The sequence below is a fragment of the Rhodovulum strictum genome, assembly GCF_009649175.1.
Lineage (GTDB): Bacteria > Pseudomonadota > Alphaproteobacteria > Rhodobacterales > Rhodobacteraceae > Rhodovulum > Rhodovulum strictum.
Window position 1 is genome coordinate 1 of the sequence record NZ_WJPO01000001.1, and the last position, 24,386, is coordinate 24,386.

The 24,386-nt window shown below is 65.4% G+C and carries 22 protein-coding genes and 3 tRNA genes; 17 read left to right on the plus strand and 8 right to left on the minus strand.

From position 1 onward, the window contains the following. Positions 1 to 534 precede the first annotated feature (534 nt). Positions 535 to 1,479, minus strand: coding sequence for a hydroxymethylbilane synthase (hemC, locus tag GH815_RS00005; RefSeq protein ID WP_153746692.1), 945 nt, complete (start codon positions 1,477 to 1,479; stop codon positions 535 to 537). A 104-nt stretch (positions 1,480 to 1,583) separates the two neighbouring features. On the opposite strand from hemC, the gene hemE reads away from it, so the two are divergent. After that, positions 1,584 to 2,615, plus strand: coding sequence for a uroporphyrinogen decarboxylase (gene hemE, locus GH815_RS00010; protein ID WP_153746693.1), 1,032 nt, complete (start codon positions 1,584 to 1,586; stop codon positions 2,613 to 2,615). A gap of 72 nt (positions 2,616 to 2,687) precedes the next feature. On the opposite strand, the gene hemF is transcribed toward hemE, so the two are convergent. Then, positions 2,688 to 3,581 (minus strand): oxygen-dependent coproporphyrinogen oxidase, encoded by an 894-nt coding sequence (gene hemF / locus GH815_RS00015; RefSeq protein ID WP_153746694.1) that lies wholly within the window; start codon positions 3,579 to 3,581, stop codon positions 2,688 to 2,690. A gap of 119 nt (positions 3,582 to 3,700) precedes the next feature. Between hemF and GH815_RS00020 the strand changes: the two genes are divergently transcribed. Next, positions 3,701 to 4,093 (plus strand): hypothetical protein, encoded by a 393-nt coding sequence (locus tag GH815_RS00020; protein WP_153746695.1) that lies wholly within the window; start codon positions 3,701 to 3,703, stop codon positions 4,091 to 4,093. 121 nt (positions 4,094 to 4,214) lie between these two features. On the opposite strand, the gene GH815_RS00025 is transcribed toward GH815_RS00020, so the two are convergent. Continuing rightward, positions 4,215 to 5,417: a pyridoxal phosphate-dependent aminotransferase gene (locus GH815_RS00025; protein ID WP_153746696.1), complete on the minus strand. Its 1,203-nt coding sequence runs from the start codon at positions 5,415 to 5,417 to the stop codon at positions 4,215 to 4,217. A gap of 87 nt (positions 5,418 to 5,504) precedes the next feature. Here GH815_RS00025 and GH815_RS00030 point away from each other — a divergent pair, with 87 nt between their 5' ends. The 3 genes from GH815_RS00030 (at position 5,505) to GH815_RS00040 (ending at position 6,739) form a co-directional block, all read left to right on the plus strand. Further along, positions 5,505 to 5,900: a helix-turn-helix domain-containing protein gene (locus GH815_RS00030; protein WP_153746697.1), complete on the plus strand. Its 396-nt coding sequence runs from the start codon at positions 5,505 to 5,507 to the stop codon at positions 5,898 to 5,900. Positions 5,901 to 5,902: 2 nt separating this feature from the next. Next, positions 5,903 to 6,160, plus strand: coding sequence for an FAD assembly factor SdhE (locus GH815_RS00035; protein ID WP_153746698.1), 258 nt, complete (start codon positions 5,903 to 5,905; stop codon positions 6,158 to 6,160). Between the two features lie 81 nt (positions 6,161 to 6,241). After that, positions 6,242 to 6,739, plus strand: a complete 498-nt coding sequence (locus GH815_RS00040) for a MarR family winged helix-turn-helix transcriptional regulator (protein ID WP_153746699.1) — start codon at positions 6,242 to 6,244, stop codon at positions 6,737 to 6,739. Between the two features lie 30 nt (positions 6,740 to 6,769). Here GH815_RS00040 and GH815_RS00045 read toward each other — a convergent pair whose 3' ends face one another. Further along, complete coding sequence (locus GH815_RS00045; RefSeq protein WP_153746700.1) at positions 6,770 to 7,198, minus strand: VOC family protein; 429 nt, start codon at positions 7,196 to 7,198, stop codon at positions 6,770 to 6,772. Positions 7,199 to 7,333: 135 nt separating this feature from the next. Between GH815_RS00045 and thyX the strand changes: the two genes are divergently transcribed. Both thyX and GH815_RS00055 read left to right on the plus strand, forming a co-directional pair. Then, positions 7,334 to 8,239 (plus strand): FAD-dependent thymidylate synthase, encoded by a 906-nt coding sequence (thyX, locus tag GH815_RS00050; protein ID WP_153746701.1) that lies wholly within the window; start codon positions 7,334 to 7,336, stop codon positions 8,237 to 8,239. 4 nt (positions 8,240 to 8,243) lie between these two features. Beyond that, positions 8,244 to 9,533 (plus strand): P-loop NTPase family protein, encoded by a 1,290-nt coding sequence (locus GH815_RS00055; RefSeq protein ID WP_153746702.1) that lies wholly within the window; start codon positions 8,244 to 8,246, stop codon positions 9,531 to 9,533. Positions 9,534 to 9,595: 62 nt separating this feature from the next. Here GH815_RS00055 and rimK read toward each other — a convergent pair whose 3' ends face one another. Further along, positions 9,596 to 11,008 carry a 30S ribosomal protein S6--L-glutamate ligase gene (gene rimK, locus GH815_RS00060; RefSeq protein ID WP_153746703.1) on the minus strand — a complete coding sequence of 471 codons (1,413 nt, stop codon included), beginning with the start codon at positions 11,006 to 11,008 and terminating at the stop codon, positions 9,596 to 9,598. 73 nt (positions 11,009 to 11,081) lie between these two features. On the opposite strand from rimK, the gene tgt reads away from it, so the two are divergent. Then, positions 11,082 to 12,212, plus strand: a complete 1,131-nt coding sequence (tgt, locus tag GH815_RS00065) for a tRNA guanosine(34) transglycosylase Tgt (protein WP_153746704.1) — start codon at positions 11,082 to 11,084, stop codon at positions 12,210 to 12,212. A 55-nt stretch (positions 12,213 to 12,267) separates the two neighbouring features. Here the strand turns inward: tgt and GH815_RS00070 are convergent, their stop codons facing one another. Beyond that, positions 12,268 to 13,320 (minus strand): glycerophosphodiester phosphodiesterase family protein, encoded by a 1,053-nt coding sequence (locus GH815_RS00070; protein ID WP_170290263.1) that lies wholly within the window; start codon positions 13,318 to 13,320, stop codon positions 12,268 to 12,270. Positions 13,321 to 13,653: 333 nt separating this feature from the next. Between GH815_RS00070 and lon the strand changes: the two genes are divergently transcribed. Further along, positions 13,654 to 16,065, plus strand: coding sequence for an endopeptidase La (lon, locus tag GH815_RS00075; RefSeq protein WP_153746705.1), 2,412 nt, complete (start codon positions 13,654 to 13,656; stop codon positions 16,063 to 16,065). A gap of 311 nt (positions 16,066 to 16,376) precedes the next feature. Here lon and GH815_RS00080 read toward each other — a convergent pair whose 3' ends face one another. Next, on the minus strand, positions 16,377 to 16,592 hold the full coding sequence (locus tag GH815_RS00080; RefSeq protein ID WP_153746706.1) for a hypothetical protein: 216 nt from the start codon (positions 16,590 to 16,592) through the stop codon (positions 16,377 to 16,379). A gap of 171 nt (positions 16,593 to 16,763) precedes the next feature. Between GH815_RS00080 and GH815_RS00085 the strand changes: the two genes are divergently transcribed. The 5 genes from GH815_RS00085 to GH815_RS00105 all read left to right on the plus strand — a co-directional run bounded on the left by GH815_RS00085 (position 16,764) and on the right by GH815_RS00105 (position 19,143). Next, positions 16,764 to 16,839, plus strand: a tRNA-Val gene (locus tag GH815_RS00085). Between the two features lie 69 nt (positions 16,840 to 16,908). Beyond that, entirely contained in the window at positions 16,909 to 18,606 is a 1,698-nt protein-coding gene (gene ade, locus GH815_RS00090; protein WP_153746707.1) for an adenine deaminase, read from the plus strand. A gap of 106 nt (positions 18,607 to 18,712) precedes the next feature. After that, positions 18,713 to 18,789 (plus strand) — tRNA-Asp (locus GH815_RS00095). A gap of 29 nt (positions 18,790 to 18,818) precedes the next feature. After that, a tRNA-Asp gene (locus GH815_RS00100) sits at positions 18,819 to 18,895 on the plus strand. Positions 18,896 to 18,918: 23 nt separating this feature from the next. Continuing rightward, positions 18,919 to 19,143, plus strand: coding sequence for an RND transporter (locus tag GH815_RS00105; protein WP_153746708.1), 225 nt, complete (start codon positions 18,919 to 18,921; stop codon positions 19,141 to 19,143). 113 nt (positions 19,144 to 19,256) lie between these two features. On the opposite strand, the gene GH815_RS00110 is transcribed toward GH815_RS00105, so the two are convergent. Continuing rightward, entirely contained in the window at positions 19,257 to 20,630 is a 1,374-nt protein-coding gene (locus GH815_RS00110) for a M20/M25/M40 family metallo-hydrolase (protein ID WP_153746709.1), read from the minus strand. Between the two features lie 147 nt (positions 20,631 to 20,777). Here GH815_RS00110 and GH815_RS00115 point away from each other — a divergent pair, with 147 nt between their 5' ends. The 3 genes from GH815_RS00115 to GH815_RS00125 all read left to right on the plus strand — a co-directional run bounded on the left by GH815_RS00115 (position 20,778) and on the right by GH815_RS00125 (position 24,347). Beyond that, the gene (locus GH815_RS00115; RefSeq protein WP_153746710.1) at positions 20,778 to 21,353 is read left to right on the plus strand and encodes a 5-aminolevulic acid synthase; all 576 of its coding nucleotides are present in this window, start codon (positions 20,778 to 20,780) and stop codon (positions 21,351 to 21,353) included. Positions 21,354 to 21,812: 459 nt separating this feature from the next. Next, entirely contained in the window at positions 21,813 to 23,036 is a 1,224-nt protein-coding gene (gene hemA / locus GH815_RS00120; RefSeq protein ID WP_343030585.1) for a 5-aminolevulinate synthase, read from the plus strand. A 117-nt stretch (positions 23,037 to 23,153) separates the two neighbouring features. After that, entirely contained in the window at positions 23,154 to 24,347 is a 1,194-nt protein-coding gene (locus tag GH815_RS00125) for a helix-turn-helix domain-containing protein (protein ID WP_153746711.1), read from the plus strand. Positions 24,348 to 24,386 lie beyond the last annotated feature (39 nt).

Consider the following 24,386-nt stretch of genomic DNA (forward strand, 5'->3'; position numbering starts at 1 on the left):
TCTCCACCCCCGTCAGTTCGGGAGCTTGAATCACGCAGGCCGGACAGCTTCAAGTATATCAATGGGTCCTGACCCTAAGCGCAGATTCAGGAATGCGCGAAATATTTGACGATCTCGACAAGTCAAGAAACAGAATTCACCAAGACAAGCTTGAAAGACGCGAGCGAGATTATTTGGCAAGCATGAAGCCAAAGGATCTTACTGCACCAACTAAACTTTTGCAAAAATTGATAATAGGCATATGGAAGCAAAAATCTTTTCGCCCCGACGGAACGCCAAAGCGCCTTATGCAGAGATCGCCGCTGAGCTGTGAAAATCTAACATCTCTGATAGACGCTTATTGCTCAATTAGAAAGGAGGCCCTTGAAAACCACCTGGCCGAGAAATCCTTTTCGTCCAGAAAATAGTTTCCATATCGCGGCTGCCAAACCACGCCCCGCACCGGGGAACCGTAACATGGGTGCCAACCCACCACTCGCCACCCCACCCACCGGCCCGGGCATCCCCGGACCGGCGGCTTTCCCGGGGCAGGGGTCATTTCCAGTCGAAGAAGCCTTCGCCCGCCTGGGCCAGCAGGTCCTTGCCCAGTTTCCAGCCCATTTCGGACGCATCCTCGATTGGCGCGCGGGCCTCGCCCTTGATGCTTTCGCTGCCATCGGGGCGCAGGATCTCGCCGCGCAGCCAGATCGTGCCGCCTTCGTGCTGGGCCAGCCCGGCAATCGGCGTCTCGCAGGAGCCGTCAAGCGCGGCCAGGAAGAAGCGTTCGGCGGCCATCTGCTGCCCGGTGGGCGCGTGGTGCAGCGCCTCGAGCATGTGGGCGGACAGCGCGTCGTCCTTGCGCCGCTCGATCCCGATGGCGCCCTGGGCGACGGCGGGCAGCATTTCCTCGGGCTCGATGGCCGAGCGGGCCACATGGCTCATGCCCAGCCGATTCAGCCCGGCCATGGCCAGGAAGCTGGCCACCGCCACGCCATCCTCGAGCTTTTTCAGCCGGGTCTGCACGTTGCCGCGGAACTCGACCACCTGAAGATCGGGGCGGCGGTTCAGAAGCTGCGCCTTGCGCCGCAGCGACGAGGTGCCGACCACCGCGCCCTGTGCCAGATCCGGGATCGCGCCGACCGAGTGCGAGATGAAGGCGTCGCGGAAATCCTCGCGCGGCAGGAAGGTGTCAAGCACCAGCCCCGCGGGCTGTTCCACGCCCATGTCCTTGGTCGAGTGTACCGCGATGTCGATGCGGCCCTCGAGCATGGCCTCCTCGATTTCCTTGGTGAAAAGCCCCTTGCCCCCGATCTCCTTGAGCGCCCGGTCCAGCACGCGGTCGGCGATGGTCTGGATCACCACGATCTCGAAGGCGTCTTCGGGCAGATCGAAGGCCGCCATCAGGCGCGCGCGGGTTTCATGGGCCTGAGCCAGCGCCAGCGGAGAACCGCGGGTGCCGATCTTGAGGGGTGAAGCGGGGGAGGGAAGTGTGATAGCCATGCGCCAAACCTCTATTCGCGTCACGTCGTCCTGACAACTCGGCCCGACTTGACAAGCCGACGCAGGCAGAGGACGACAGGCCGCACCAATAAACGGGGAAGACGATGGCGGAAACCAAAAAACTTCTGAGGTCGCTGGCGGGGGAAGTGCAGGAGGTGCCGCCCGTGTGGCTGATGCGCCAGGCGGGCCGCTACCTGCCCGAATACCGCGCGACCCGGGCCGAGGCAGGCGACTTCCTGTCGCTGTGCTACAACTCGGACCTTGCCGCAGAGGTGACGCTGCAACCGATCCGCCGTTATGGCTTTGACGCGGCGATTCTGTTCGCCGACATCCTGCTGCTGCCGCAGGCGCTGGGGGCCGAACTGTGGTTCGAGACCGGCGAAGGCCCGCGGCTCTCGACCATCACGGGGGCCGAGGGGCTGAAGGCGCTGAAAGGCAAGGATGACATCCACGACCACATGGCCCCGGTCTATGAAACCGTGCGGATCCTGGCACGCGAACTGCCCGGCGAAACCACGCTGATCGGATTCGCGGGTGCCCCCTGGACCGTGGCGACCTACATGATCGCGGGTCGCGGCACGCCCGATCAGGCCCCGGCCCATGCGCTGAAGGCCGAGGATCGCGCCACCTTCGAGGCGCTGATCGACCTGCTGACGGACTCGACCATCGAATACCTGTCGCAACAGGTCGAGGCCGGCGCCGAAGTGGTCAAGATCTTCGACAGCTGGGCCGGTTCGCTCAAGGGCGAGGATTTCACCCGCTACGCGCTGGAGCCCGCCAAGCGGATCATCGCCGAGTTGAAATCGCGCCACCCCGGCCTGCCCTGCATCGCCTTCCCGCGCGAGGCGGGCGAGAACTATATCGGCTTCGCCAAGGCGACCGGGGCCGATTGCGTGGCGCTGGACAATTCGGTGGATGCCGACTGGGCGGCGGCGCATGTGCAGGTCGATGGCTGCGTGCAGGGCAACATGGCCCCCAACCTGATGGTGACCGGCGGACAGGCCCTGATCGACGAGACGAAGCGGATCAAGGCCGCCTTCTCGAAGGGGCCGCATATCTTCAATCTCGGCCATGGCATCACCCCCGAAGCCGATCCCGAGAACGTGCATGTCATGCTCGAGGCGCTGCGCGGCTGATCCCGCCTGTGCTTCTCTGACCACAAGCGCCCCGGGCCATGGCCCGGGGCGTTCTCATGCCCGGAGACCGGTTCAGGGCCAGGTCGCCAGCGGCGGCATGGTCATCAGAACGGCCTCCGGGTCATGGCCGGTTTCCAGCCCGAATTTCGTGCCGCGGTCGTAAAGCAGGTTGTATTCGGCATAAAGCCCGCGATGGGCAAGCTGCGCGGCGCGGTCGGCCTCGGTCCAGGGCATGTCGCGGCGGCGTTCGACCAGCGGCAGGAAGGCGGGCAGGAAGGCGCGGCCGACCTCCTGGGTAAAGGCGAAATCCGCCGCCCAGTCGCCGTTGTTCAGATCGTCATAGAAGATGCCGCCCACACCGCGCGCCCGGCCGCGATGCGGGACAAAGAAATACTCGTCCGCCCAAGCCTTGAAGCGCGGGTAATAGTCCGGGTCGTGCCGGTCGCAGGCCGCCCGCAACACGGCATGGAAATCGGCCGTATCCTCGTCATGGGGCAGGCAGGGGTTCAGATCCGTGCCGCCGCCGAACCACCAGCCATGCGGGGTCCAGAACATCCGGGTGTTCAGATGCACCGCCGGCGTGTGCGGGTTCTGCATATGCGCCACAAGGCTGATGCCGCTGGCCCAGAAGCGCGGATCCTCCGCCATCCCCGGCAGATCCTTGCGCGCCATCATCGCCGCCTGCGCCCGCTTGTTCAGCCGCCCATGCACGGTCGAGACAGCGACGCCCACCTTCTCGAACACGCGGCCGCCGCGCATCACGCTCATCAGCCCGCCGCCCGCATCCGACCCGTCCTCGGACTGGCGCCGCGTCTCGGTCACCTCGAACCGCCCCGGGGATGCATCGTGGAACGGCCCCGTCGCATGCGCGTCCTCCAGCGCCTCGAAGGCGGTCACGATCTCGTCGCGCAGCGCCCGGAACCAGGCCGCGGCCCGTGTCTTGTGCTCGTCGAATTGCTCGGTCATTTTCGCGTCTCCCTGTTCGGCCCTGCCTAGCAGTTTTGCGCCCGTCGTTCCACCGCGCCGCCATCTTGGGTCCGGGCCGCCCGGGGCGTATCATTGGCGCAGCCGAAAGGAATCGCCCCATGCGCGCGCTTGTCCTGATCTGCCTGATGTCGCTCGCCGCCTGCACCAGCCCGCGCCAGGCCTGCGAACGCAACGCGCTTTATGACCTCAGGATGCTCGACCTCGTGATCCGCGAGACCGAGCAGACCATCGCCCGCGGCTTTGCGCTGGAACGCGAACCCTACCGGACATCCAGTCTTGAGCTTTGCTACGCTAACCGCTTCGGCGACCGCGACCGGATCGGCATGGTCTGGTGCAATCGCCCCGACATCGCGTTCCGTGATCGTCCCGTCGCGGTCGACCTGCGCGCCGAACGCGCCAAACTGGCCGAACTGCGGCTCAAACGCACCGAATCCGCCCGTAGCGCCGCCCGCGCGCTGGAGGCATGCCGCGCCCGCTATCCCGGCACCTGACGCCGCCTGCTTCTTCTGGACCGAAATATCCCGGGGGGAGTCCGAAGGACCGGGGGGCAGCGCCCCCCGCGCCCGTTCTCGCGGATGCGGGGTCACGCGCGCCCCGCGCAAGATGCCGCGTTCAGCTGAGCCCGGCGCAGAAGTCCTGAATGCGGGTGCAGGCTTCCTTCAGGGCCGCGTCCGATGTGGCGTAGCTGATGCGGAAGGCGGGCGAGCCGCCGAAGGCCGCGCCGAACACCACCGCGACGCCCTTTTCCTCCAGCAGCGCCGTGGCAAACGCCTCGTCGTCCATGATCTTCGCGCCGCCGGCCGAGGTCTTGCCGATGCAGCCCGCGATGGACGGATAGACATAGAACGCCCCCTCGGGCACCGGGCATTCGATACCTTCGGCGGCGTTCAGCATCTCCACCACCATGTCGCGGCGGCGCTGGAACACCGCGTTGTTCGCGGCGATGAAATCCTGCGGACCGGTCAGCGCCTCGACCGCCGCCCATTGCGCGATCGAACAGGGGTTCGAGGTCGATTGCGACTGCAAGGTGCCGATGGCCTTGATCAGCGGCGCAGGCCCCGCGGCATAGCCGATCCGCCAGCCGGTCATGCAATAGGCCTTGGACACGCCGTTGCAGGTCAGCGTGCGGTCGTAAAGGCCCGGTTCCACCTCGGCGGGCGTGCAGAAGACGTAATCGCCATAGACCAGCTTTTCATACATGTCGTCCGACATCACCCAGACATGGGGATGGCGCATCAGCACATCGGTCAGCGCCTTGAGCTGTTCGCGCGTATAGGCCGCACCCGTCGGGTTCGAGGGCGAGTTGAAGATGAACCACTTGGTCTTCGGCGTGATCGCGGCCTCCAGCGCCTCGGGCGTGATGCGATAGCCGGTCTCGGCCCCGCCCTCGACGATCACCGGCGTTCCGCCCGCCAGCAGCACCATGTCCGGGTAGCTGACCCAGTAGGGCGCGGGGATGATGACCTCGTCGCCGGGGTTCAGGGTGGCCATCAGCGCGTTGTAGAGCACCTGCTTGCCGCCGGTGCCCACCGTGACCTGCGCGGGCGTGTAGTCCAGCCCGTTATCGGCCTTGAACTTGGCGCAGATCGCCGCCTTGAGTTCCGGCAGCCCGTCCACGGCGGTATATTTTGTCTCGCCCCGGTCGATGGCCGCCTTGGCCGCATCCTTGATGTTCTGCGGCGTGTCGAAATCCGGCTCGCCCGCGCCCAGCCCGATCACGTCCTTGCCCGCCGCCTTGAGCTCGCGCGCCTTGGTCGTGACTGCGATGGTCGGCGAGGGTTTGACGCGGGCAAGTGTCTCGGAGAGGAAGGGCATGGTCGGGCTCCGGTTTGAACATCGGGACGCTTTCCCATAGGGTTTCGCCCGAAGCCGTTCAAGCGCCTTCACCGAAAGGAGCCCGCGATGACCGACAGCACCAGCGGCTGGTATTCCGACGAGACCGCAACCTTCGGCGACCGCCTTGCCGATGCGCGAGAGGCGCTGGGCATGACCCAGGCCGAGCTTGCCAGGCGGCTGGGGGTGCGGCTTTCGACACTCAAGGCTTGGGAAGAGGACCGCGCCGAGCCACGCGCCAACCGGCTGCAGATGCTGGCGGGGTTGCTGAACGTCTCGATGATGTGGTTGATGAACGGGCAGGGCGACGGGCTGGACGGCCCGCCCGACGAGGCGACGATTCCGGGCGATGTGCGCGCGATCCTGTCCGAGATCCGCGAGGTCCGGTCGCAGATGGGGCGGCTCGCCGACCGGCTGGCGGTTCTGGAAAAGCGGCTGCGCAGCGTATTGAAGGAGCAGGGATGAGCATGTCCGAGACGATTGAGGCGCGGCGCAAGCGGATGAGCATCCGCGCCTGGCGGCGGGGCACGCGCGAGATGGACCTGATTCTGGGCGGCTATGCCGACGCGCATCTGGCGGCAATGGACGGCCCGGCGCTCGACGCCTTCGATGCGCTGCTGGCCGAGGACGATCACGACCTCTACCAATGGGTTACGGGGCAGTCGGTGCCACCCGCCCGCCTGGCGGTCCTGGTCGGGGAATTGGCCGCTCGAACAGCCGTTTAGACAGCTTTTCTCATGCTTTAACCGAATATTTGTGACTGATTCCGTATTCCTGCCGGAACACAGCGAACGGCGGAGCAACAGATGAGTATCCATTCCCCCATTCAGGCAGGCGGCAGGACCGGCGTGATGAGCGACTATCTTGAGGCGCTCTCGCTTGTCGAACGGCTGCACCGGCTGCTTCTGGATGTCATAAAGGACGAGTTCGAGCGGCTGGGCGTTCTGGAACTGAACGCGGTGCAGGCGCTTTTGCTGTTCAATATCGGGGAAAACGAGGTGACCGCGGGCGAGCTGAAGACCCGCGGCTATTACCAGGGCTCGAACGTGTCCTACAACCTCAAGAAGCTGGTGGAAAAGGGCTTCATGCACCACCAGCGCTGCGAGATCGACCGCCGTTCGGTCCGCGTCCGCCTGACCCCGCATGGCCGCGAGATTCGCGACATCGTGGCCGGGCTGTTCTCCCGCCATGCCGAGGGGCTGGTGCTGCGTGGCGTGGTCACCGCCGACGGGCTGAGCGAGATCACCGAGGCGCTGAAACGGATGGAACGCTACTGGAGCGACCAGATCCGCTACATCTACTGACGGCCCGGCCCCCGTGCGGGGCCGTCCGTGCTACCAGTGCCCGGTATTGGGCATGCTCGCCCAGGGCTCCTGCGGGTCGAGCCGCCCGTCCATCTGCAACAGTTCGATCGAGATGTTGTCGGGGCTGCGCACGAAGGCCATCCGCCCGTCCCGGGGCGGGCGGTTGATCGTGACGCCGTTCGCCTGTAGATGGGCGCAGATCTCGTAGATATTCTCGACGGCATAGGCCAGATGGCCGAAATGGCGGCTGTCGGACGGCAGCCCCTCATCCCCGTCCCAGTTCCAGGTCAGTTCCACCGGGCAGTCCTGCTGTCCCGGCGGCGCCATGAAGACCAGCGTGAAGCGGCCCTGTTCGCTGTCGATTCGCCGGACCTCCCTCAGGCCCAGCAACTCGTAGAACGCCTTGGACTTCTCCAGATCCTTTACCCGGACCATCGTGTGCAGATAGCGGATTTGCATGCGCGCCCTCCTTTTTCCCGGCTGAGCCTAGCACGCTGCGGCGCCCATGCCACACCCCCTGCATCTGGGTGTTTCGCCGAGGCGCACGCATAGATATAGTGTCACGCGACTCGTCTTCCGTGAAAGGACCACGCCATGCTCACCCAGGACCAGCTTGCCGAGATCGAGGCCCAGCGCGCCGAGACCCGCCCGACGCTGCGCGCCGTCTCGCCCGGCATGGAACAGCGGCTTTACACGGCCCATCCGGTGCTTGACCACGGGTTGATCCGGGTCATCGACTACATGGGCGACGACGCGGCGATCTGCCAGGCGGCGCGGGTGTCCTATGGCCGCGGGACCAAGGCGGTCAGCAATGACGAGGGGCTGATCCGCTACCTGATGCGGCATTGGCACTCGACCCCCTTCGAGATGTGCGAGGTGAAATTCCACGTCAAGTTGCCGGTCTTCGTCGCGCGGCAATGGATCCGGCACCGCACCGCGAACGTCAACGAATACTCGGCCCGCTATTCGATCCTTGACCGCGAGTTCTATATCCCCGCCCCCGACGCGCTGGCCGCGCAATCGACGGTCAACAACCAGGGCCGCGGCGAATTGCTGGAGGGCGAGGAGGCTGCCCGCGTCCTGGACATCCTGAAATCCGACGCCGCGCGGGCCTACGACAATTACGAGGCGATGCTGTCCACCGAGGGGCAAAAGGGCCTGGCCCGCGAACTGGCCCGCATGAACCTGCCCGCCAATATCTACACCCAATGGTATTGGAAGACCGACCTGCACAACCTCTTCCACTTCCTGCGCCTGCGCGCCGACATCCACGCGCAATACGAGATCCGCGTCTATGCCCAGGTGATGTGCGAGATCGTCGCCGACTGGGTGCCGCTGGCCTACAAGGCCTTTGCCGATTATCGTATGGGCGGGGTGAATCTCTCGGCGACCGCGATGGAGTGTGTTCGGCGGATGCTGAGGGGGGAGAATGTGACGCAGGAGAATTCCGGCATGTCGGCGGGGGAATGGCGGGAGTTTGAGGGGGTTTTAGGAGGTTAATGCATTGGCATACCGGAACTGGGGGTTTTGGGACAATCCTTTTGGGACTGATCCGCTGCCGCCCACCGAGCATGGTAGCAAACTGCTTGTCGGGCGCGATGAAGTTCTACGAAACATAAAGCGCCGTCTGGACAATAGTTCCAAGATCGTGACGGTTGAAGGGTTGAACGGCGTAGGTAAGACTAGCGTTGTGAATGTTATGGCTTACAGGGCCTTTAGTGAGACCCTGAGGACTGGCATCGGTCCCCTGTACGTCCCGTGTCGAAAACCTTTTCAGCTATCGGTAGATGTTGATGCCGATGAATTTAGGTTAAGCGTCTTACGCGAGGTTGCGCAAACACTAATTGAATGTCATGCTGAAATACCGCCTCCACCAGGGCGAACAAGGACGACCAATAATACGGCTTTAGATCGTTTTTTGAATAGTCCACAGGTAAAGTCCTTCTCCGGTAGTTTGCTTCAGTTTGGCCTCGGCTATTCATCGGAAACTAATACTGGTTCAGGGTTTGAGAAGAGTGGTTTTGAGAAGGCGGTTTTAGACTGGCTGGAGCAAATATTTCCAACTTCGACATCTGGTGGCGTTGTTTGCATTATTGATAATCTAGAGTTGCTCCAGACTTGCCAGAATGCTCGCGATGCACTTGAGCGTCTTCGCGATTCTCTATTTTCTGTCCGTGGCGTGCGTTGGGTGCTTTGTGGCGCTTTGGGCATCGTTCATGGCGTTGCATCTTCACCTCGACTCGACGGAAAATTGCACAAGCCTGTAGTTGTTGAGGATCTCGATGAGAAGTTTGCTGGTGAAATATTCGATAATCGAATAAGGGCTTTTCGGGACTCTCGCTCTTCCAAACTCCCTTTGAGTCGATCTCAATTCATTGAGATCTATGACATAATGCGCGGAAATCTAAGGAGCGTTCTTAGCGAGTGCGATGATTTCTGCATGTGGGTTTCAGACCGGGTCGAGGAGCGTGATGAGTTTGAAGATGATTTCTTTGAGGCATGGTTGGCAGAGGAGCTTGAGACGGCATTCTATTCCGTTAGATCGGAATTGCGACCGCGTGCGCTTGAGGTGTTTGAGACTGCGTGTCAATTTGAAGTTTTTTCTCCAAGTGACTGTGAGGTTTTTGGATATGAGACTCCGAACGCAATGAGGCAGCAGATTCGTAATTTAGAAGCTGTAGGCCTGTTGAAAAGTGCAGTGGACGAGTCTGATAAACGGCGGAAATCAATACAAGTCACGTCCAAAGGTTGGAAGGTTCGTGCCTACTTGGATTTCTTTGAAGATTCTTTCTAGGCATGCACCCGTAGGGTGGGTGCCAACCCACCGCCCCCGGCCTCACGCACGCCGGTCCGGGGTCATTTCCGTCGCCTTGCCTTGGGCACCGGGACCGGGCGGACGCGCTTTTCGATCTCGTCATAGAGCAGGCCGACGATGTTCTTGCCGGTGGCCTTTTCGATGCCTTCGAGGCCGGGCGAGGAATTGACCTCCAGCACCTTCGGCCCGTCCGCCGAGCGCAGCAGGTCCACCCCGGCCAGGTTCAGCCGGAATGCGCGGGCGGCGCGGATTGCCATTTCGCGTTCGTCGCGGGTGATGCGCACCGGGACCGCGTGGCCGCCCTGATGCAGGTTCGAGCGGAAATCGCCCTCGGCCCCCGTGCGCTTCATCGCCGCGACCACGCGCGAACCGACGACGAGGCAGCGGATATCCTCGCCCGCCGCCTCCTTGATGAAATGCTGCACCAGGAACGACGCCTTGAGCCCGCGAAAGGCCGAGATCACCGATTCGGCGGCCTTTTTGGTCTCGGCCAGCACCACGCCCTTGCCTTGCGTCGATTCCAGCAGCTTGACGATCAGCGGCGCGCCCCCCACCAGCGAGATCAGGTTGCCGGTATCCTTGGGCGAGGCGGCAAAGGCGGTGGTGGGCATGCCGATGCGGTGGCGGGCAAGGATCTGGTGGGCGTGCAGCTTGTCGCGGCTGGCCGTGATCCCGTCCGAGCCGTTCACGCAATAGGTGCCGATGGTCTCGAACTGGCGGATTACGGCGGTGCCATAGGAAGTGACCGAGGCGCCGATGCGCGGGATGATCGCGTCATAGCGGGGCAGGCGGGTGCCGTCGTAATGCACTTCGGGGGTCAGCGCATCCAGCGCCATGTAGCAGCGCGCGGTGTCGATCACCTCGACCACATGGCCGCGCGCCTCGCCCTCGGCCACCAGCCGCGTGGTGGAATAGGTGTGCGGTTCGCGGCTGAGAACGGCGATCCGCAGCACGCGGGCGGGGGCGACCTGGCGCACCTCGTCGGTGTGGTAGACCTCGTAGGACAGGCGCGGCTGGCAGAAGCTGTCGACGGGGCTGACGATGACATCCTCGCCCAGCGCCTGGCGGCCCAGCAGCATCCGGTAGGCCATGCCGCCGCGATGGGTCAGCGTCAGGTCGATGGGCCAGCGGCGGTTGCCGACCTCGATTTCCGAGCGGATGACAAAGCGCCATTCGGAATCGCCGTTCGACGAGGTGACTTCGCGCCGGTCCACGATCTCGGCCGAGCAGGGGATCGACAGATCCTCGCGGCCGGGGATGGGGTGGACGGCAAAGCGCACCCGGGGGCGGCTGGCCGGGCCGAAGGGTTCGATGTCGAAGGCATGCAGCGCAGAGGTGCGTGCGCCGGTATCGACCTTGGCCTTCATCGCGGGCAGGCCGAGGCCGGGCAGCGCGACCCATTCCTCCCAGCCGAGGCGGAACAGAGGGTCGGCAAGGGCTGTGCCGGTGCTCATGCGGGGCGCCTCCTTGGCATTCTTTCAGAATCGCCTAAGAACGCATCTTCGGCGCGGCGATGCGAGACCAGATATGGCGACGGCGTTCAACTTCGATCTTACGGCAACCGATGGTGCGGCGCGAACCGGCGTGATCGCCACACCCCGCGGCACGATCCGCACCCCGGCCTTCATGCCGGTGGGCACGGCGGGCACGGTCAAGGCGATGCTGCCTGACAGCGTGGCGGCGACCGGCGCCGATATCGTGCTGGGCAACACCTATCACCTGATGCTGCGGCCGGGTGCCGAGCGGGTGGCGCGGCTGGGGGGGCTGCACCGCTTCATGAACTGGGAGCGGCCGATCCTGACGGATTCGGGCGGTTTCCAGGTGATGAGCCTGGCCGCGCTGCGCAAGCTGACCGAGCAGGGGGTGACCTTCAAGAGCCATATCGACGGCTCGCGCCACGAGCTGACCCCGGAACGGTCGATGGAGATCCAGCGGCTGCTGGGGTCGGACATCGTGATGTGTTTCGACGAATGCCCCGCGCTGCCTGCAAGCGACGAGGAGGTGGCGCGCGCGATGCGGCTGTCGATGCGCTGGGCGGAACGCTCGAAGGCGGCGTTCGGCGACCGCCCCGGCCATGCGCTGTTCGGGATCATGCAGGGTGGCGTGAACCGGGCGCTGCGCGAGGAATCGGCCGAGGCGCTGAAGGCCATCGGCTTTGACGGCTACGCGGTCGGCGGGCTCGCCGTGGGCGAGGGGCAGGCGGCGATGTTCGGCGTGCTGGATTATGCGCCGGGTTTCCTGCCCGCGGACAAGCCGCGTTACCTGATGGGCGTGGGCAAGCCCGAGGATATCGTGGGCGCGGTCGCGCGCGGCATCGACATGATGGATTGCGTGCTGCCGACGCGCTCGGGCCGGACGGGGCAGGTCTTTACCCGGCGCGGGGCGCTGAACATCAAGAATGCCCGCCATCAGGACGACCCGCGCCCCATCGACGAGACCTGCACCTGCCCGGCCTGTCGCAGCTATTCGCGCGCCTATCTGCATCACGTCTTCCGGTCGCAGGAGATCATCGCCTCGATGCTGCTGACCTGGCACAACCTGCATTACTATCAGGAGATCATGGCCGGCATGCGCGCGGCCATCGCCGAGGGGCGCTTTGCGGGCTGGCAGGCCGATTTCCATGCGCTGCGTGCCGAGGGCGATATCGAGCCGCTGTGACCGCGCAAGCGGCAGGGCGCCCCGGCAGACGGGACGCCCCCGGCCCATGCCGCACTCAGCGGCGACGGCGGACGAGGACAAGCGCGCCAACCCCTGCGGCCAGCAGCGGCAGACCGGCCGGCAGCGGCACCGGCGCCGGGCTCAGCCCGTCGAGAACCGCCACCGCGAGATCGGGATAGTCGGTGAAGAAACCGTCCATCCCGGCCGCGATCCAGGGCAGGAATTGCGCCTCGGCCGCCTCGAGCGTGGTCGGGCGGAAGGTCCAGCCATGCACGACAAGGCCCAGCGCATGGGCTGCCGCGATGAAGCCGGCATCGAGATCGTAGCCGAGGTTCACGCCCAGCCCGGTGACAAACCCCGCAAGCTCGTCCAGCGACGAGATCGCGGCCGTCGTGGCGTCGTAGACGCCATAGACATCGTCGGTCTTGATGACATAGCCCAGCGCGGCGACGCCATTGGTCATGCCCAGCGCCGCCTGCAATTCGGACAGATGGCGCGCGCCCTCATGGCTGAAGGTCTGAAGGAAGCTGTTCGGTGCCGACCCGTCAAAGCCGTTGGCCTTCATCTCGTTGACGATCTGCACGTTCATCACCGGATTGTTCGGCACCTTCGATTCCGGATAGATGCCGATCTGCGCGCCGGTCGCCGCGTTATGGGCGTTCACCAGATCCATCACCTCCTGGAAGGTGGGCACCTTGAACGGGTCTGCCATCGAGGGGGTGTAGTCCGGATAGGACGTGCTGGCGGTGCGCGTGGGCAGGGCGGTCAGGGTCTTGATCTCGGCCAGCGTGAAATCGGACACAAGGTAGCCGCCATTGCGCGGCTCGAACAGCTCGGCGACATTCGTGGTACGGGTCAGCGTGGCGTCATGGATGGCGACCAGAACGCCATCGGCGGTCAGTTGCAGGTCGGGCTCGACCACCTGCGCGCCCATCTTGATGGCCAGTTCATAGGCCGCCAGCGTGTGCTCGGGCAGGTGGCCGCTTGCGCCGCGATGGGCGATCACCAGCGGCGCCTCGCCGGACAGGGTATTGTAAACGGTGGCCGCCTGGGCCGGGGCGATCATTGCCATGGCCAAGGCCGCGGCGGTCGCGATCATGCGAGTCATGCCAGTCTCCTGTGAGGAACGCATTCGGGAGTGTGGAAACAGTCCATCCACTGGCGACGGATTAGGCGGAATGCGCGACGGTTGGATCAAATTCGCATAAAGCTATTGCGAAGACATTGTGACGGCTTTTGCCTCTCGGGGGAGGGAGACGGGCCTCTGCGCCGCACATGCACGCTTGCGCCGAGCGGGCCGGGCAGGCATTCTGAACGGCAACTCGAAGCCGTCTGGTTGAATCCCCGGGGGAAAACCCCCAGATGTTGGGCCAGACCGGAGAGGGCCGATGGGCTGCCGCCAGCCGGGGCCGGTGTCCTCTTGCCAGACCAGGGAACACGCATGACTAACCTTACCGCCCAATCCTATCCCGTTCTGCCGCTGCGCGACATCGTGGTCTTTCCCCACATGATCGTGCCGCTCTTCGTGGGCCGCGAGAAATCCGTTCGCGCGCTGGAAGAGGTGATGCAGGACGACAAGCAGATCCTGCTGTCGGCGCAGATCGACCCCTCGGTGGACGAGCCCGCGACCGATGGCATCTACCGCACCGGCGTTCTGGCGAATGTGCTGCAACTGCTCAAGCTGCCCGACGGGACCGTGAAGGTTCTGGTCGAGGGCAAGACGCGGGTGCGCATCACCGAATTCCTTGAAAACGCCGCGTTCTTCGAGGCTCGGGCCGAGCATCTGGCCGAGGATCTGGGCGACCAGGCCACGGTCGAGGCGCTGCTGCGTTCGGTCGGACCCGAGTTCGAGCGTTATTCCAAGATCAAGAAGAACATCCCCGAAGAGGCGCTGTCCACCGTTGCCGAGACGCGCACGCCCGACAAGCTGGCCGACCTGATCGCGGGCCATCTGGGTATCGACGTCGCCCAGAAGCAGGAACTTCTGGAAACGCTGGTGATCGCCGAGCGGCTGGAAAAGGTCTATGGCCTGATGCAGGGCGAGATGAGCGTCCTTCAGGTCGAGAAGAAGATCAAGACCCGCGTCAAGTCGCAGATGGAGCGGACCCAGCGCGAATATTACCTCAACGAGCAGATGAAGGCGATCCAGCGCGAGCTTGGCGATGGCGACGAGGGCCAGAACGAGATCGCCGAGCTTGAGGAGCGCGTAGCGGGCGTCAAGCTCTCGAAGGAGGCGCGCGAGAAGGCCGAGGCCGAGATCAAGAAGCTCAAGTCGATGTCGCCGATGTCGGCCGAGGCGACCGTGGTGCGCAACTATCTGGAATGGATGCTGTCGCTGCCCTGGAACGTCAAGACCCGGGTCAAGAAGGATCTGACCCGCGCCGAGGCCGTTCTGGACGAGGATCATTTCGGGCTGGAAAAGGTCAAGGAACGTATCGTCGAATATCTGGCGGTGCAGCAGCGCAGCCAGAAGCTGAAGGGGCCGATCCTGTGCCTTGTCGGACCTCCGGGCGTGGGCAAGACCTCGCTCGGCAAGTCGGTCGCGCGGGCCACGGGGCGCGAGTTCATCCGCATCAGCCTGGGCGGTGTGCGCGACGAATCCGAGATCCGCGGCCACCGGCGCACCTATATCGGCTCGATGCCGGGCAAGATCATCCAGGCGATGAAGAAGGCCAAGTCCACCAACCCGCTGATCCTGCTCGACGAGATCGACAAGATGGGCCAGGACTTCCGCGGCGATCCGGCCAGCGCGATGCTGGAGGTGCTGGACCCCGAACAGAACGCGAGCTTCGTCGACCACTACCTCGAGGTGGAATACGACCTCTCGAACGTGATGTTCATCACCACGGCGAATTCCTACAACATGCCCGGCCCGCTGCTGGACCGGATGGAGATCATCAGCCTTGCGGGCTACACCGAGGACGAGAAGCGCGAGATCGCGACCCGTCATCTTGTGCCCAAGCAGATGAAGAACCACGGGCTGAAGCCCAGGGAATTCGAGCTGACCGAGCCCGCGCTGACCGAGATCATCCGCCGCTATACCCGCGAGGCGGGGGTACGGAACCTGGAACGCGAGATTGCCAAGCTGGCGCGCAAGTCGGTGACCCGGCTCATCAAGAAGGAGACCGACAAGGTCACCATCGCGCCCGAGCAGCTCGAGGATTACCTCGGCGTCAAGAAGTTCCGCTATGGCCTGGCCGAGAAGGAAGACCAGGTCGGCGTGGTCACGGGGCTGGCCTGGACCAGCGTCGGCGGCGACCTGCTGTCGATCGAGGCGCTCAAGCTGCCCGGCAAGGGCCGGATGAAGACCACCGGCAAGCTCGGCGACGTGATGAAGGAATCGATCGACGCGGCCTCGTCCTTCGTGCGCTCCATCGCGCCCGAGATCGGCGTCAGGCCGCCCCAGTTCGAGAAGGTGGATATCCACGTCCACGTCCCCGAGGGCGCCACGCCCAAGGACGGGCCGTCGGCGGGCATCGCGATGGTGACCTCCATCGTCTCGGTGCTGACCGGCATCCCGGTGCGCAAGGACATCGCCATGACCGGCGAGGTGACGCTGCGCGGCAATGTGCTGGCCATCGGTGGGCTCAAGGAAAAGCTGCTGGCGGCGCTTCGGGGCGGCATCAAGACCGTGCTGATCCCCGAGGAAAACGAAAAGGATCTGCGCGAGATCCCCGAGAACGTGAAACAGGGGATGACGATCATCCCCGTGGCCAATGTGCGTGACGTGTTGAAACACGCGCTGGTCCGGTCGCCCGTGCCCATCATCTGGGACGAGGCCGCCGAAGAGGCTGCCGCCCAGGCCGCGGCCAAGGCTGCCGCCGAGGATGCCGCGAGCCAGATCGCACACTGACCCCGACCGGGCCGGTCTTGAAGGGCGCGCTGGAAACGGCGCGCCTTTTCCGTCTTCCGGGTCTGGCAGTTCCGGCCGCGTGTCTTCCCCCGCTGCCGCGGACGCCTTAGCCCGCTGGGTTAATGGCGTCGGCCACGCGACGCGCAGAGGCTTTCGGGGGTCGCGCGTGCCGTCGAAACCGTGCGTTGCGTGCAAGGCGGGCCGTATCGCATCGCCCGCCGAAACGCAGCAAGGGCGCCTTGGCCGGGCACCCTGTTTCCTTGGCTGAAAATCCTGATGGGCTACGGGCCGCGTCGCGCGCGGCCGGCAGGTCAGGCGGTGACGCGCGCGCTCCGGGCGTCGCCGCAGCATTCGCCCCCGGCGTCCGGCAGCAGGGCTGCGCGCAGCATCAGGGCCATCGCACCCGCCATTCCGCCCAGCCAATAGGCCAGGGCGATGCCCAGAATGCCAGCCTCCCACACGAAGGCGGCAACGCCTGCGGACAGCGCGCCGGTCAGCACGGAAAAGAGAACGATTGCAACAGCCATGTGAGCCACCTCCTGCGCCCTCAGGAATCCCCGCGTTTCGGGCAGAAATCGGGCAACAGGAAGGAAACACCGGAACTGGTTAACAGGCGGTTCACGCCGGGCGTCTGCTTGCCGGTTTCTGCTGCCGGGGGCTTGCGGCAGCGGGCCGCCCCGGTCTAAAGGCTTCGGGGCGGGCGATTAGCTCAGTTGGTAGAGCGCCTCGTTTACACCGAGGATGTCGGGAGTTCGAGTCTCTCATCGCCCACCATGGCGCCCTGTCTTGATCCTGCCGCCATCCCCTGCGAGGGTCAGGCAAAAGGCTCGAAAGGAGACGCCCATGACCCGTCCGCTGTCCGATCTGATCGCCCAGGGCCGGGGATTGGTCCCCGCCGATCTGGTTCTGCAAGGCGGCGTCGTGTTCGACCTTGTGACCGGCGACATGATCCCGGGCGATGTGGCGATCTGCGGCGAAACCATTGTCGGGATCGGCGCCGCCTATGAGGGGCGGCAGGTGATCGACGTTTCCGGCCTGACGCTGGTGCCGGGCTTCATCGACACGCATCTGCATATCGAAAGCAGCCTTGTCACGCCCTTCGAATTCGACCGCTGCGTCTGCCCCCGCGGCGTGACCACCGCGATCTGCGACCCGCATGAAATCGCCAATGTGATCGGATTGCCGGGGATCGAATATTTCCTCGATGCGGCTGCGCGCACGGTGATGGACATTCGCGTGAACCTCTCGTCCTGCGTGCCCTCGACCGCGATGGAGACCGCAGGCGCGCGGATAGGGGCAGAGGATCTGTCGCGTCTGATGGATCATCCTCGCGTGATCGGGCTGGCCGAGATGATGAACTATCCGGGTGTTCTGGCGGGCGATCCGGAGGTTCTGGCCAAGCTCGAGGCGTTCCGGGGCCGCCATGTCGACGGGCATGCGCCGCTTCTGTCGGGGCGCGATCTGAACGGCTATGTCGCCGCCGGCATCCGCACCGAGCACGAGGCGACGAACGCCGCGGAGGCGCGCGAGAAATTGCAGCGCGGCCTGCGCGTGCTGATCCGCGAAGGCTCGGTCAGCAAGGACATGGCGGCGCTGCGCCCGCTGCTGAGCGAACGCACCGCGCCTTATATGTGCCTGTGCACCGATGACCGGAACCCGTTGGACATTGCCGAATACGGCCATCTCGACCACATGATCCGCTGGATGATCGGGCAGGGCAGCGACCCGCTGGCGGTCTATCGCGCGGCGTCCCTGTCGGCGGCCGAGGCGTTCGGGCTGAAGGATCGCGGGCTGGTGGCGCCGGGGCGGCGGGCCGATATCGTGGCCTTGGCGGATCTGGCGGACTGCCGGGCGGACCTGGTGATCGCGGGCGGGCGTGTGGTCGACGACGCCGCGTTCGACGCGCGCGACGAGATCGCGCCGGTGGGCCGCAGTTCTGTCCGGGCGCCTGTGGTGACGCCCGAAAGCTTTCGCGCCGCGGCGAACACGGCCGAGACCCATGTGATCGGCATCATCGAGGGCAAGATCCTGACCGAGCATCTGGTCGAGCAGATCATCCCCGAAGATGGTGAGAAACGCGCCGATCCGGCGCGCGGGCTGGCCAAGATCGCGGTGGTCGAACGGCATGGCCAGAACGGCAATATCGCGGTCGGATTCGTCCGCGGATTCGGCATGACCGAGGGCGCCATCGCCTCGACCGTCTGCCATGACCACCATAATATCGTCGTGGTCGGCATGTCGGAGGATGACATGGCGCGCGCCGTCATGCGGCTGAGCCAGATCGAGGGCGGATTCGTCGTGGCGGGGCAGGGGACGATTCTGGCCGAGCTGGCGCTGCCGGTGGCGGGGCTGATGAGCCTTGAGCCCTTCGAGATCGTCGAGGCGCGGCTTGACCATCTGCGGTCCGCGGCGCGCTCGCTGGGGGTGACGCTGGAAGAGCCGTTCCTGCAACTTGCCTTTCTGTGCCTGCCGGTGATTCCGGCGCTGAAGATCACCGATCGCGGGATGGTGGATGTGGACCGCTTCGAGATCCTCGGCTGAGGCGGGGAAGGTTGAACGCGACCCGATTTTCCGGTCGCGAGGCGCTTGACGCCGCCGGTGGGGGGGCCTAAAAGGCACCTCACGCCGGGCGCGCCCGGACGGCGCTGCGGTTGTAGCTCAGTTGGTTAGAGTACCGGCCTGTCACGCCGGGGGTCGCGGGTTCGAGCCCCGTCAACCGCGCCATCGCCCGTCCGATATGCCCCGCGAGATGCGCGGTTGTAGCTCAGTCGGTTAGAGTACCGGCCTGTCACGCCGGGGGTCGCGGGTTCGAGCCCCGTCAACCGCGCCACTTTCCCAAGCTTCGGAGCGTTCATGGCCCGCCTGCTCGACGCGTTGCCGCTATGGCTGGCGCTGCTTCTGGTGCTGACGGTGGGGCTGGCCCCCTTCGTGCCCGAGCCGCATGTCTGGGAAAAGCTCAGGATGCTGGCGGCGGGCGAGTTGCGGCGCGGCATCGACATCTTCGATCTGGGCCTGCACGCTGCGCCCTGGCTGGTGGCTCTGGCCAAGCTGGGCCGGATGGCGCTGCGGCGGGGCTGAGGACCGAAAGCCGGGCGCTCCCGCGCTGCGTTGGCGGCTGGCGCCGTCGCCTCCGGTTGGGCGTGGCGCCGCGCCAGCGGCGCGGCGCGGTTGCGCCCGGTCCGGGTGGCGCGTCAGGCGGCCAGCGCAGCGAGGATGCGCGCCCAGCTTCGGATGCCCTTGTGAAAGCTTGCGACGTCGTATTTCTCGTTCGGCGAATGGATCGCGTCATCGTCGCGGGCAAAGCCGATCAGCATCGAGTCCATCCCCAGCATGTCCTTGAAATGGCCCGCCACCGGGATCGACCCGCCCGAGCCGATGAAGGCCGCCGGATTCGGCCATTCCGCCGACAGTGCGGCGCGCGCCTTTTCGAAGGCGGGATCGGCGATCGACATCTGCGCCGCGGGCGAGGCGCCATGTCCGTGGAATTCGACCGAACAATCGGGGGGCAGCATGGCGCGGACCATCGCGCGGAACGACTCGCGGATTGCCAGCGGGTCCTGGTGGCCGACAAGGCGGAAGCTGATCTTGGCGGATGCCTTCGAGGGCAGCACCGTCTTGAAACCCGCGCCCGCATAGCCGCCCGATATGCCGTTCAGCTCGCAGGTCGGGCGCGACCAGATCATTTCAAGCGGCGTGCGCCCCTTTTCGCCGGCGGGATGCGACAGCCCGACCTCGCCCAGGAACGCGCCCGCGTCGAAGCCGAGGCCCTGCCATTGCCGGGCGAGCGCGTCGGGCAATTCCTCGACCCCATCATAGAAGCCGGGCACCGTCACCCGCCCATCGGCATCATGCAGCGCGGCGATGATGCGGGCCAGAACGCGGATCGGGTTCATCGCCGCCCCGCCATACATGCCCGAATGCAGGTCCATCGCGGGGCCGGTGATCGTCACCTCCTCGCCGACAAGTCCGCGCAGCATGGTCACGATGCCGGGCGTGCCCTCGGCAAACAGGCCGGTGTCGCAGATCAGCGCGATATCGGCCTTCAGGGCCTCGGCATTCTGTTCGAGGAACGGCACCAGCGAGGGCGAGCCCGATTCCTCCTCGCCTTCGAAGAACATCGTGATCCGGGCGGGCAGGGCGCCGTGAACCGCCTTCCACGCCCGGCATGCCTCGACAAAGGTCATCAACTGCCCCTTGTCGTCGGACGCGCCGCGGCCGCGGATCACCCGGCCGCGCGGGGTTTCCTCGATCGCGGGCTCGAACGGGTTGCGGTGCCACAATTCCAGCGGATCGACGGGCTGGACATCGTAATGGCCATAGAACAGCAGATGCGGCCCCGTTTCGCCCCCCTTGCCCAGCACCATCGGATGGCCGGGCGTGGGGCAGGGCCGGGCGTCGAAGCCGATGGCGCGCAGATCCTCGGCCAGCCAGTCGGCGGCGGCGGCACAATGGGAGGCATGGGCCGGGTCCGTCGAGATCGAGGGGATATGCATCAGCGCCATCAGCCGGTCGAGCGCGTGGGGCAGATCGGCGTCGATTCGGGACAGGACGGCTTCGAGGGTCATGGGGCGGCTCCGGGTTCGCAGGGTCGGGGCGGAGCGTAACAGGGGCGCGGGCGCTGTCCAGTGGGGGCAGGGCTTTGACCGCGGGCTGGCGGTCCCCCTGGCGCCGCGCTAGTCTGACGCCCGGACAACAAGGCTTCGGAGGCGGCGATGCGGGCGATCCTTCTGGGACTGGTGACTGCGCTGGCGGCGAGCACAGCGTCGGCCGAGCCCCTGGACGGCGCGACCGCGCGGGCCCAGATCTTCGAGCCCTCGGGGGTCGAGGTCACGGTGATGGCGCTGGATTTCCTGTCGGCAAAGGATCGCACAGTGCTGGACTTCGTCGCGACGCAGCAGAAATATTACGGCGCCATCGCGGCGGCGCCGGGTGAGGGGCTGCGATCCGAGGCGACGGTGGCGGCGGCGAATTACCACGATGTCGAGTCCGCCCGGATCGCGGCGCTGAAAGGGTGCGATTCGGTGCGCAAGGGCGGGCCGGCCTGCGTGATCGTCGCCGAGATCCGGCCGATCGGCTGGACGCCCCGGCAGATCAGCCTGAGCGCAGATGCCAGCGAGGGCCTGCGCAAGACCTATCGCCCGGCGCGGGGCGCCAAGGCGCTGGCGATATCGCCTGCGACGGGCATCTGGGCGGTCGCAAGGGGCGCCGAGGCCGGGCGCGACGCTGTGGCAAGCTGCGCCCGTCAATCGGCCCGCGACGATTGCCGCGTGGTCGTCGCCGACCGCTGATTCCGGATGTCCAGTTCAATTGACAGCATCTCTGTCAGTTTCACTTGACAGAGGTCAAAGTCTGGCGATGCTTGTTGCCATTAACGTGAGGAAGATGTGGAGCGCGCGAGCCACCCGACAGACGGAATCGCGTCGTATCCCGGCCGCCGGGTTGCCCGTAGGGGCAAAGGGTTCCGCGAGGACCACTCGGCAGACGGAATGCGGCGAAGGATTGCGGAAGACGGGCGGGATCCACAGCAACACACTTAGACAACCGGCGTTTTTCGGATAAGAAGGGCGCGCAGGGAGAAGAGGAGCGGCGCCGCCGCGCGTCCCCGAGAGGGGTGCGGCCGGGGCCACGAGGGGGCGCCGAAAGACGCCCGTACAAAAACGGAGGACCCGGACGGCCCCCGCGCCGCGGGGAACGATCACCGGGCAGCCAGAGACCTTTCGGGGTCCGAAAACGCAAGGAGAGACCCGGTGGATTATTCCGCAGCACTGGACACGGCCATCAACCGGCTGCACGACGAGGGGCGCTACCGCACCTTCATCGACATCGAGCGCCGGAAGGGCCAGTTCCCCAACGCCGTCTGGAGCCGTCCCGATGGTGGGAAACAGGATATCGTGGTCTGGTGCGGAAACGACTATCTGGGGATGGGCCAGCACCCGGTCGTTCTGGACGCGATGCATGAGGCGCTGAAGGCCACCGGCGCCGGGTCGGGCGGCACGCGCAACATCTCGGGCACCACGGTCTATCACAAGCAACTCGAGGCCGAACTGGCGGATCTGCACCAGAAAGAGGCCGCGCTGGTCTTTTCGTCGGCCTACAATGCCAATGACGCGACGCTGTCGACGCTGCCGGTGCTGTTCCCGAATCTGGTCATCATCTCGGACGAGCTGAACCACGCCTCGATGATCCAGGGGATCCTGCGCGGTCGCTGCGAAAAGCATGTCTTCCGCCACAACGACGTCGCGCATCTGCGCCAGATCCTCGAGAAGGTCGAGAAGGGTCGGCCGATCCTGATCGCCTTTGAGTCGGTCTATTCGATGGATGGCGATTTCGGCCCGATCAAGGAGATCTGCGACCTTGCCGACGAGTTCGGCGCGCTGACCTATATCGACGAGGTCCATGCCGTCGGCATGTATGGCGAGCGTGGCGCCGGTGTGGCCGAGCGTGACGGGCTGATGCACCGCATCGACATCATCAACGGCACGCTGGCCAAGGCCTATGGCGTGTTCGGCGGCTATATCGCGGCCTCGGCCAAGATGTGCGACGCGGTGCGGTCCTATGCGCCGGGCTTCATCTTCTCGACCTCGCTGCCGCCTGCCGTTGCTGCCGGTGCCGCCGCTTCGGTGCGGTTCCTCAAGGGTGATACGCGGCTGCGCGAAAAGCACCAGGACCGCGCCCGCGTGCTCAAGGCGCGCTTCAAGGGGCTGGGGATGCCGGTGATCGACCATGGCAGCCATATCGTGCCGGTGATCGTGGGCGACCCGGTCCATACCAAGCTGATCTCGGACAAGCTGCTGGAGCTTTATGGCATCTATGTCCAGCCGATCAACTTCCCCACCGTACCCCGCGGCACCGAGCGGCTGCGCTTCACGCCCTCGCCGGTGCATACCCAGGAACAGATGGATCTGCTGGTCCGCGCGATGGACGAGTACTGGTCGCATTGTGCGCTGAATCGCGCCGAGCTTACGGCCTGACAGCGTTCTGCGGGTGCAGCACTCCCGAGCTTGTGATAGTTTTCAGGACGGAAGGCGGCGATTCCCCTGGATCGCCGCCGGACCTGAGGCAACAAAGGCAGGCACGGGACGGTACTGATGATCAGGCGCAGGCAGTCGCGCATCGCGGCTGAGGGCTCTCAGGACATACCCAAGGGATTCGACGCCTATGAGTTGCGTCTGGGCGATGTCATGCGCGGCGAACGCGCAACGCTGGGCAAGTCGCTTCTGGATGTGCAGCGCGAGTTGAAGATTCGCGCGACCTATATCGCCGCGATCGAGAATGCCGACCCCACCGCCTTCGAGACCCCCGGCTTCATCGCAGGCTATGTGCGGTCCTATGCCCGCTATCTGGGGCTCGATCCCGAATGGGCGTATCGGCGATTCTGCGACGAAGGCAATTTCGCCACCGTCCACGGCATGAGCCCCGCCGCCACCACGCCGAAACCCGCGCAACGCCGCAAGCCGTCCGAGGTGCGCGATCCGCTGGCCGATCCCAATGCCATCTTCGTGCCGCGCGGCGAGGCGTTCCTGTCGCGAATCGAACCCGGCGCCATCGGCTCGTTGGCGGTTCTGCTGGCCCTGATGGGGGTGCTGGGCTATGGTGGCTGGTCGGTGTTGCAGCAGATCCAGCAGGTCAAGCTGGCGCCGCTCGATCACCAGCCCGGCCTGCTGGCCGATGTGGATCCGCTTGCCACCACCGAAGAAACCATCCTGGCCCAGGCGCCGATGACCCCGCCCACGACCGAGGCGCTGGACCGGCTCTATCGTCCGCAGGTGCTGGACCGCCCCGTTCTGGTTCCGCGCGATGGCCCCATCGCCACGCTTGATCCGGGCGAGATCGGGGTTCTGGTCGCCGAGCGCTCGACCGAGCAGCGTTTCGCCTCTGGCGCCACGACCGACCGGTCCGACTCCGCCATTCCCGGACAGGTGCAGGTGGTGGCCGAGTCGCGCCTGCCCGAAGTGGCGATCATCGCGGTCCGGCCCGCCTGGGTGCGGGTGTCCGCGGCGGATGGATCGGTGCTTCTGGAAAAGATCCTCGATGCGGGTGAGCGTTATGTCCTGCCCGATACCGATCAGCCGGCGCGGCTGCGTGCAGGCAATTCGGGCGCGGTCTATTTCGCGGTCAACGGCCAGACCTATGGCCCTGCCGCGCCCGGTGCGCAGGTCGCCCGGAATGTCGAACTGTCTGCCGAGGCGCTGACCGAACGGTTCCAGATCGCCAATGTCGGCGCCGATCCCGATCTGGCGGTCGCGCTTGCGATGAACGGGGACGGCAACGGGACCGAATGACGCCCGCGCGTCAGCGCGCGTTGCGGCGACTCGGCCAAT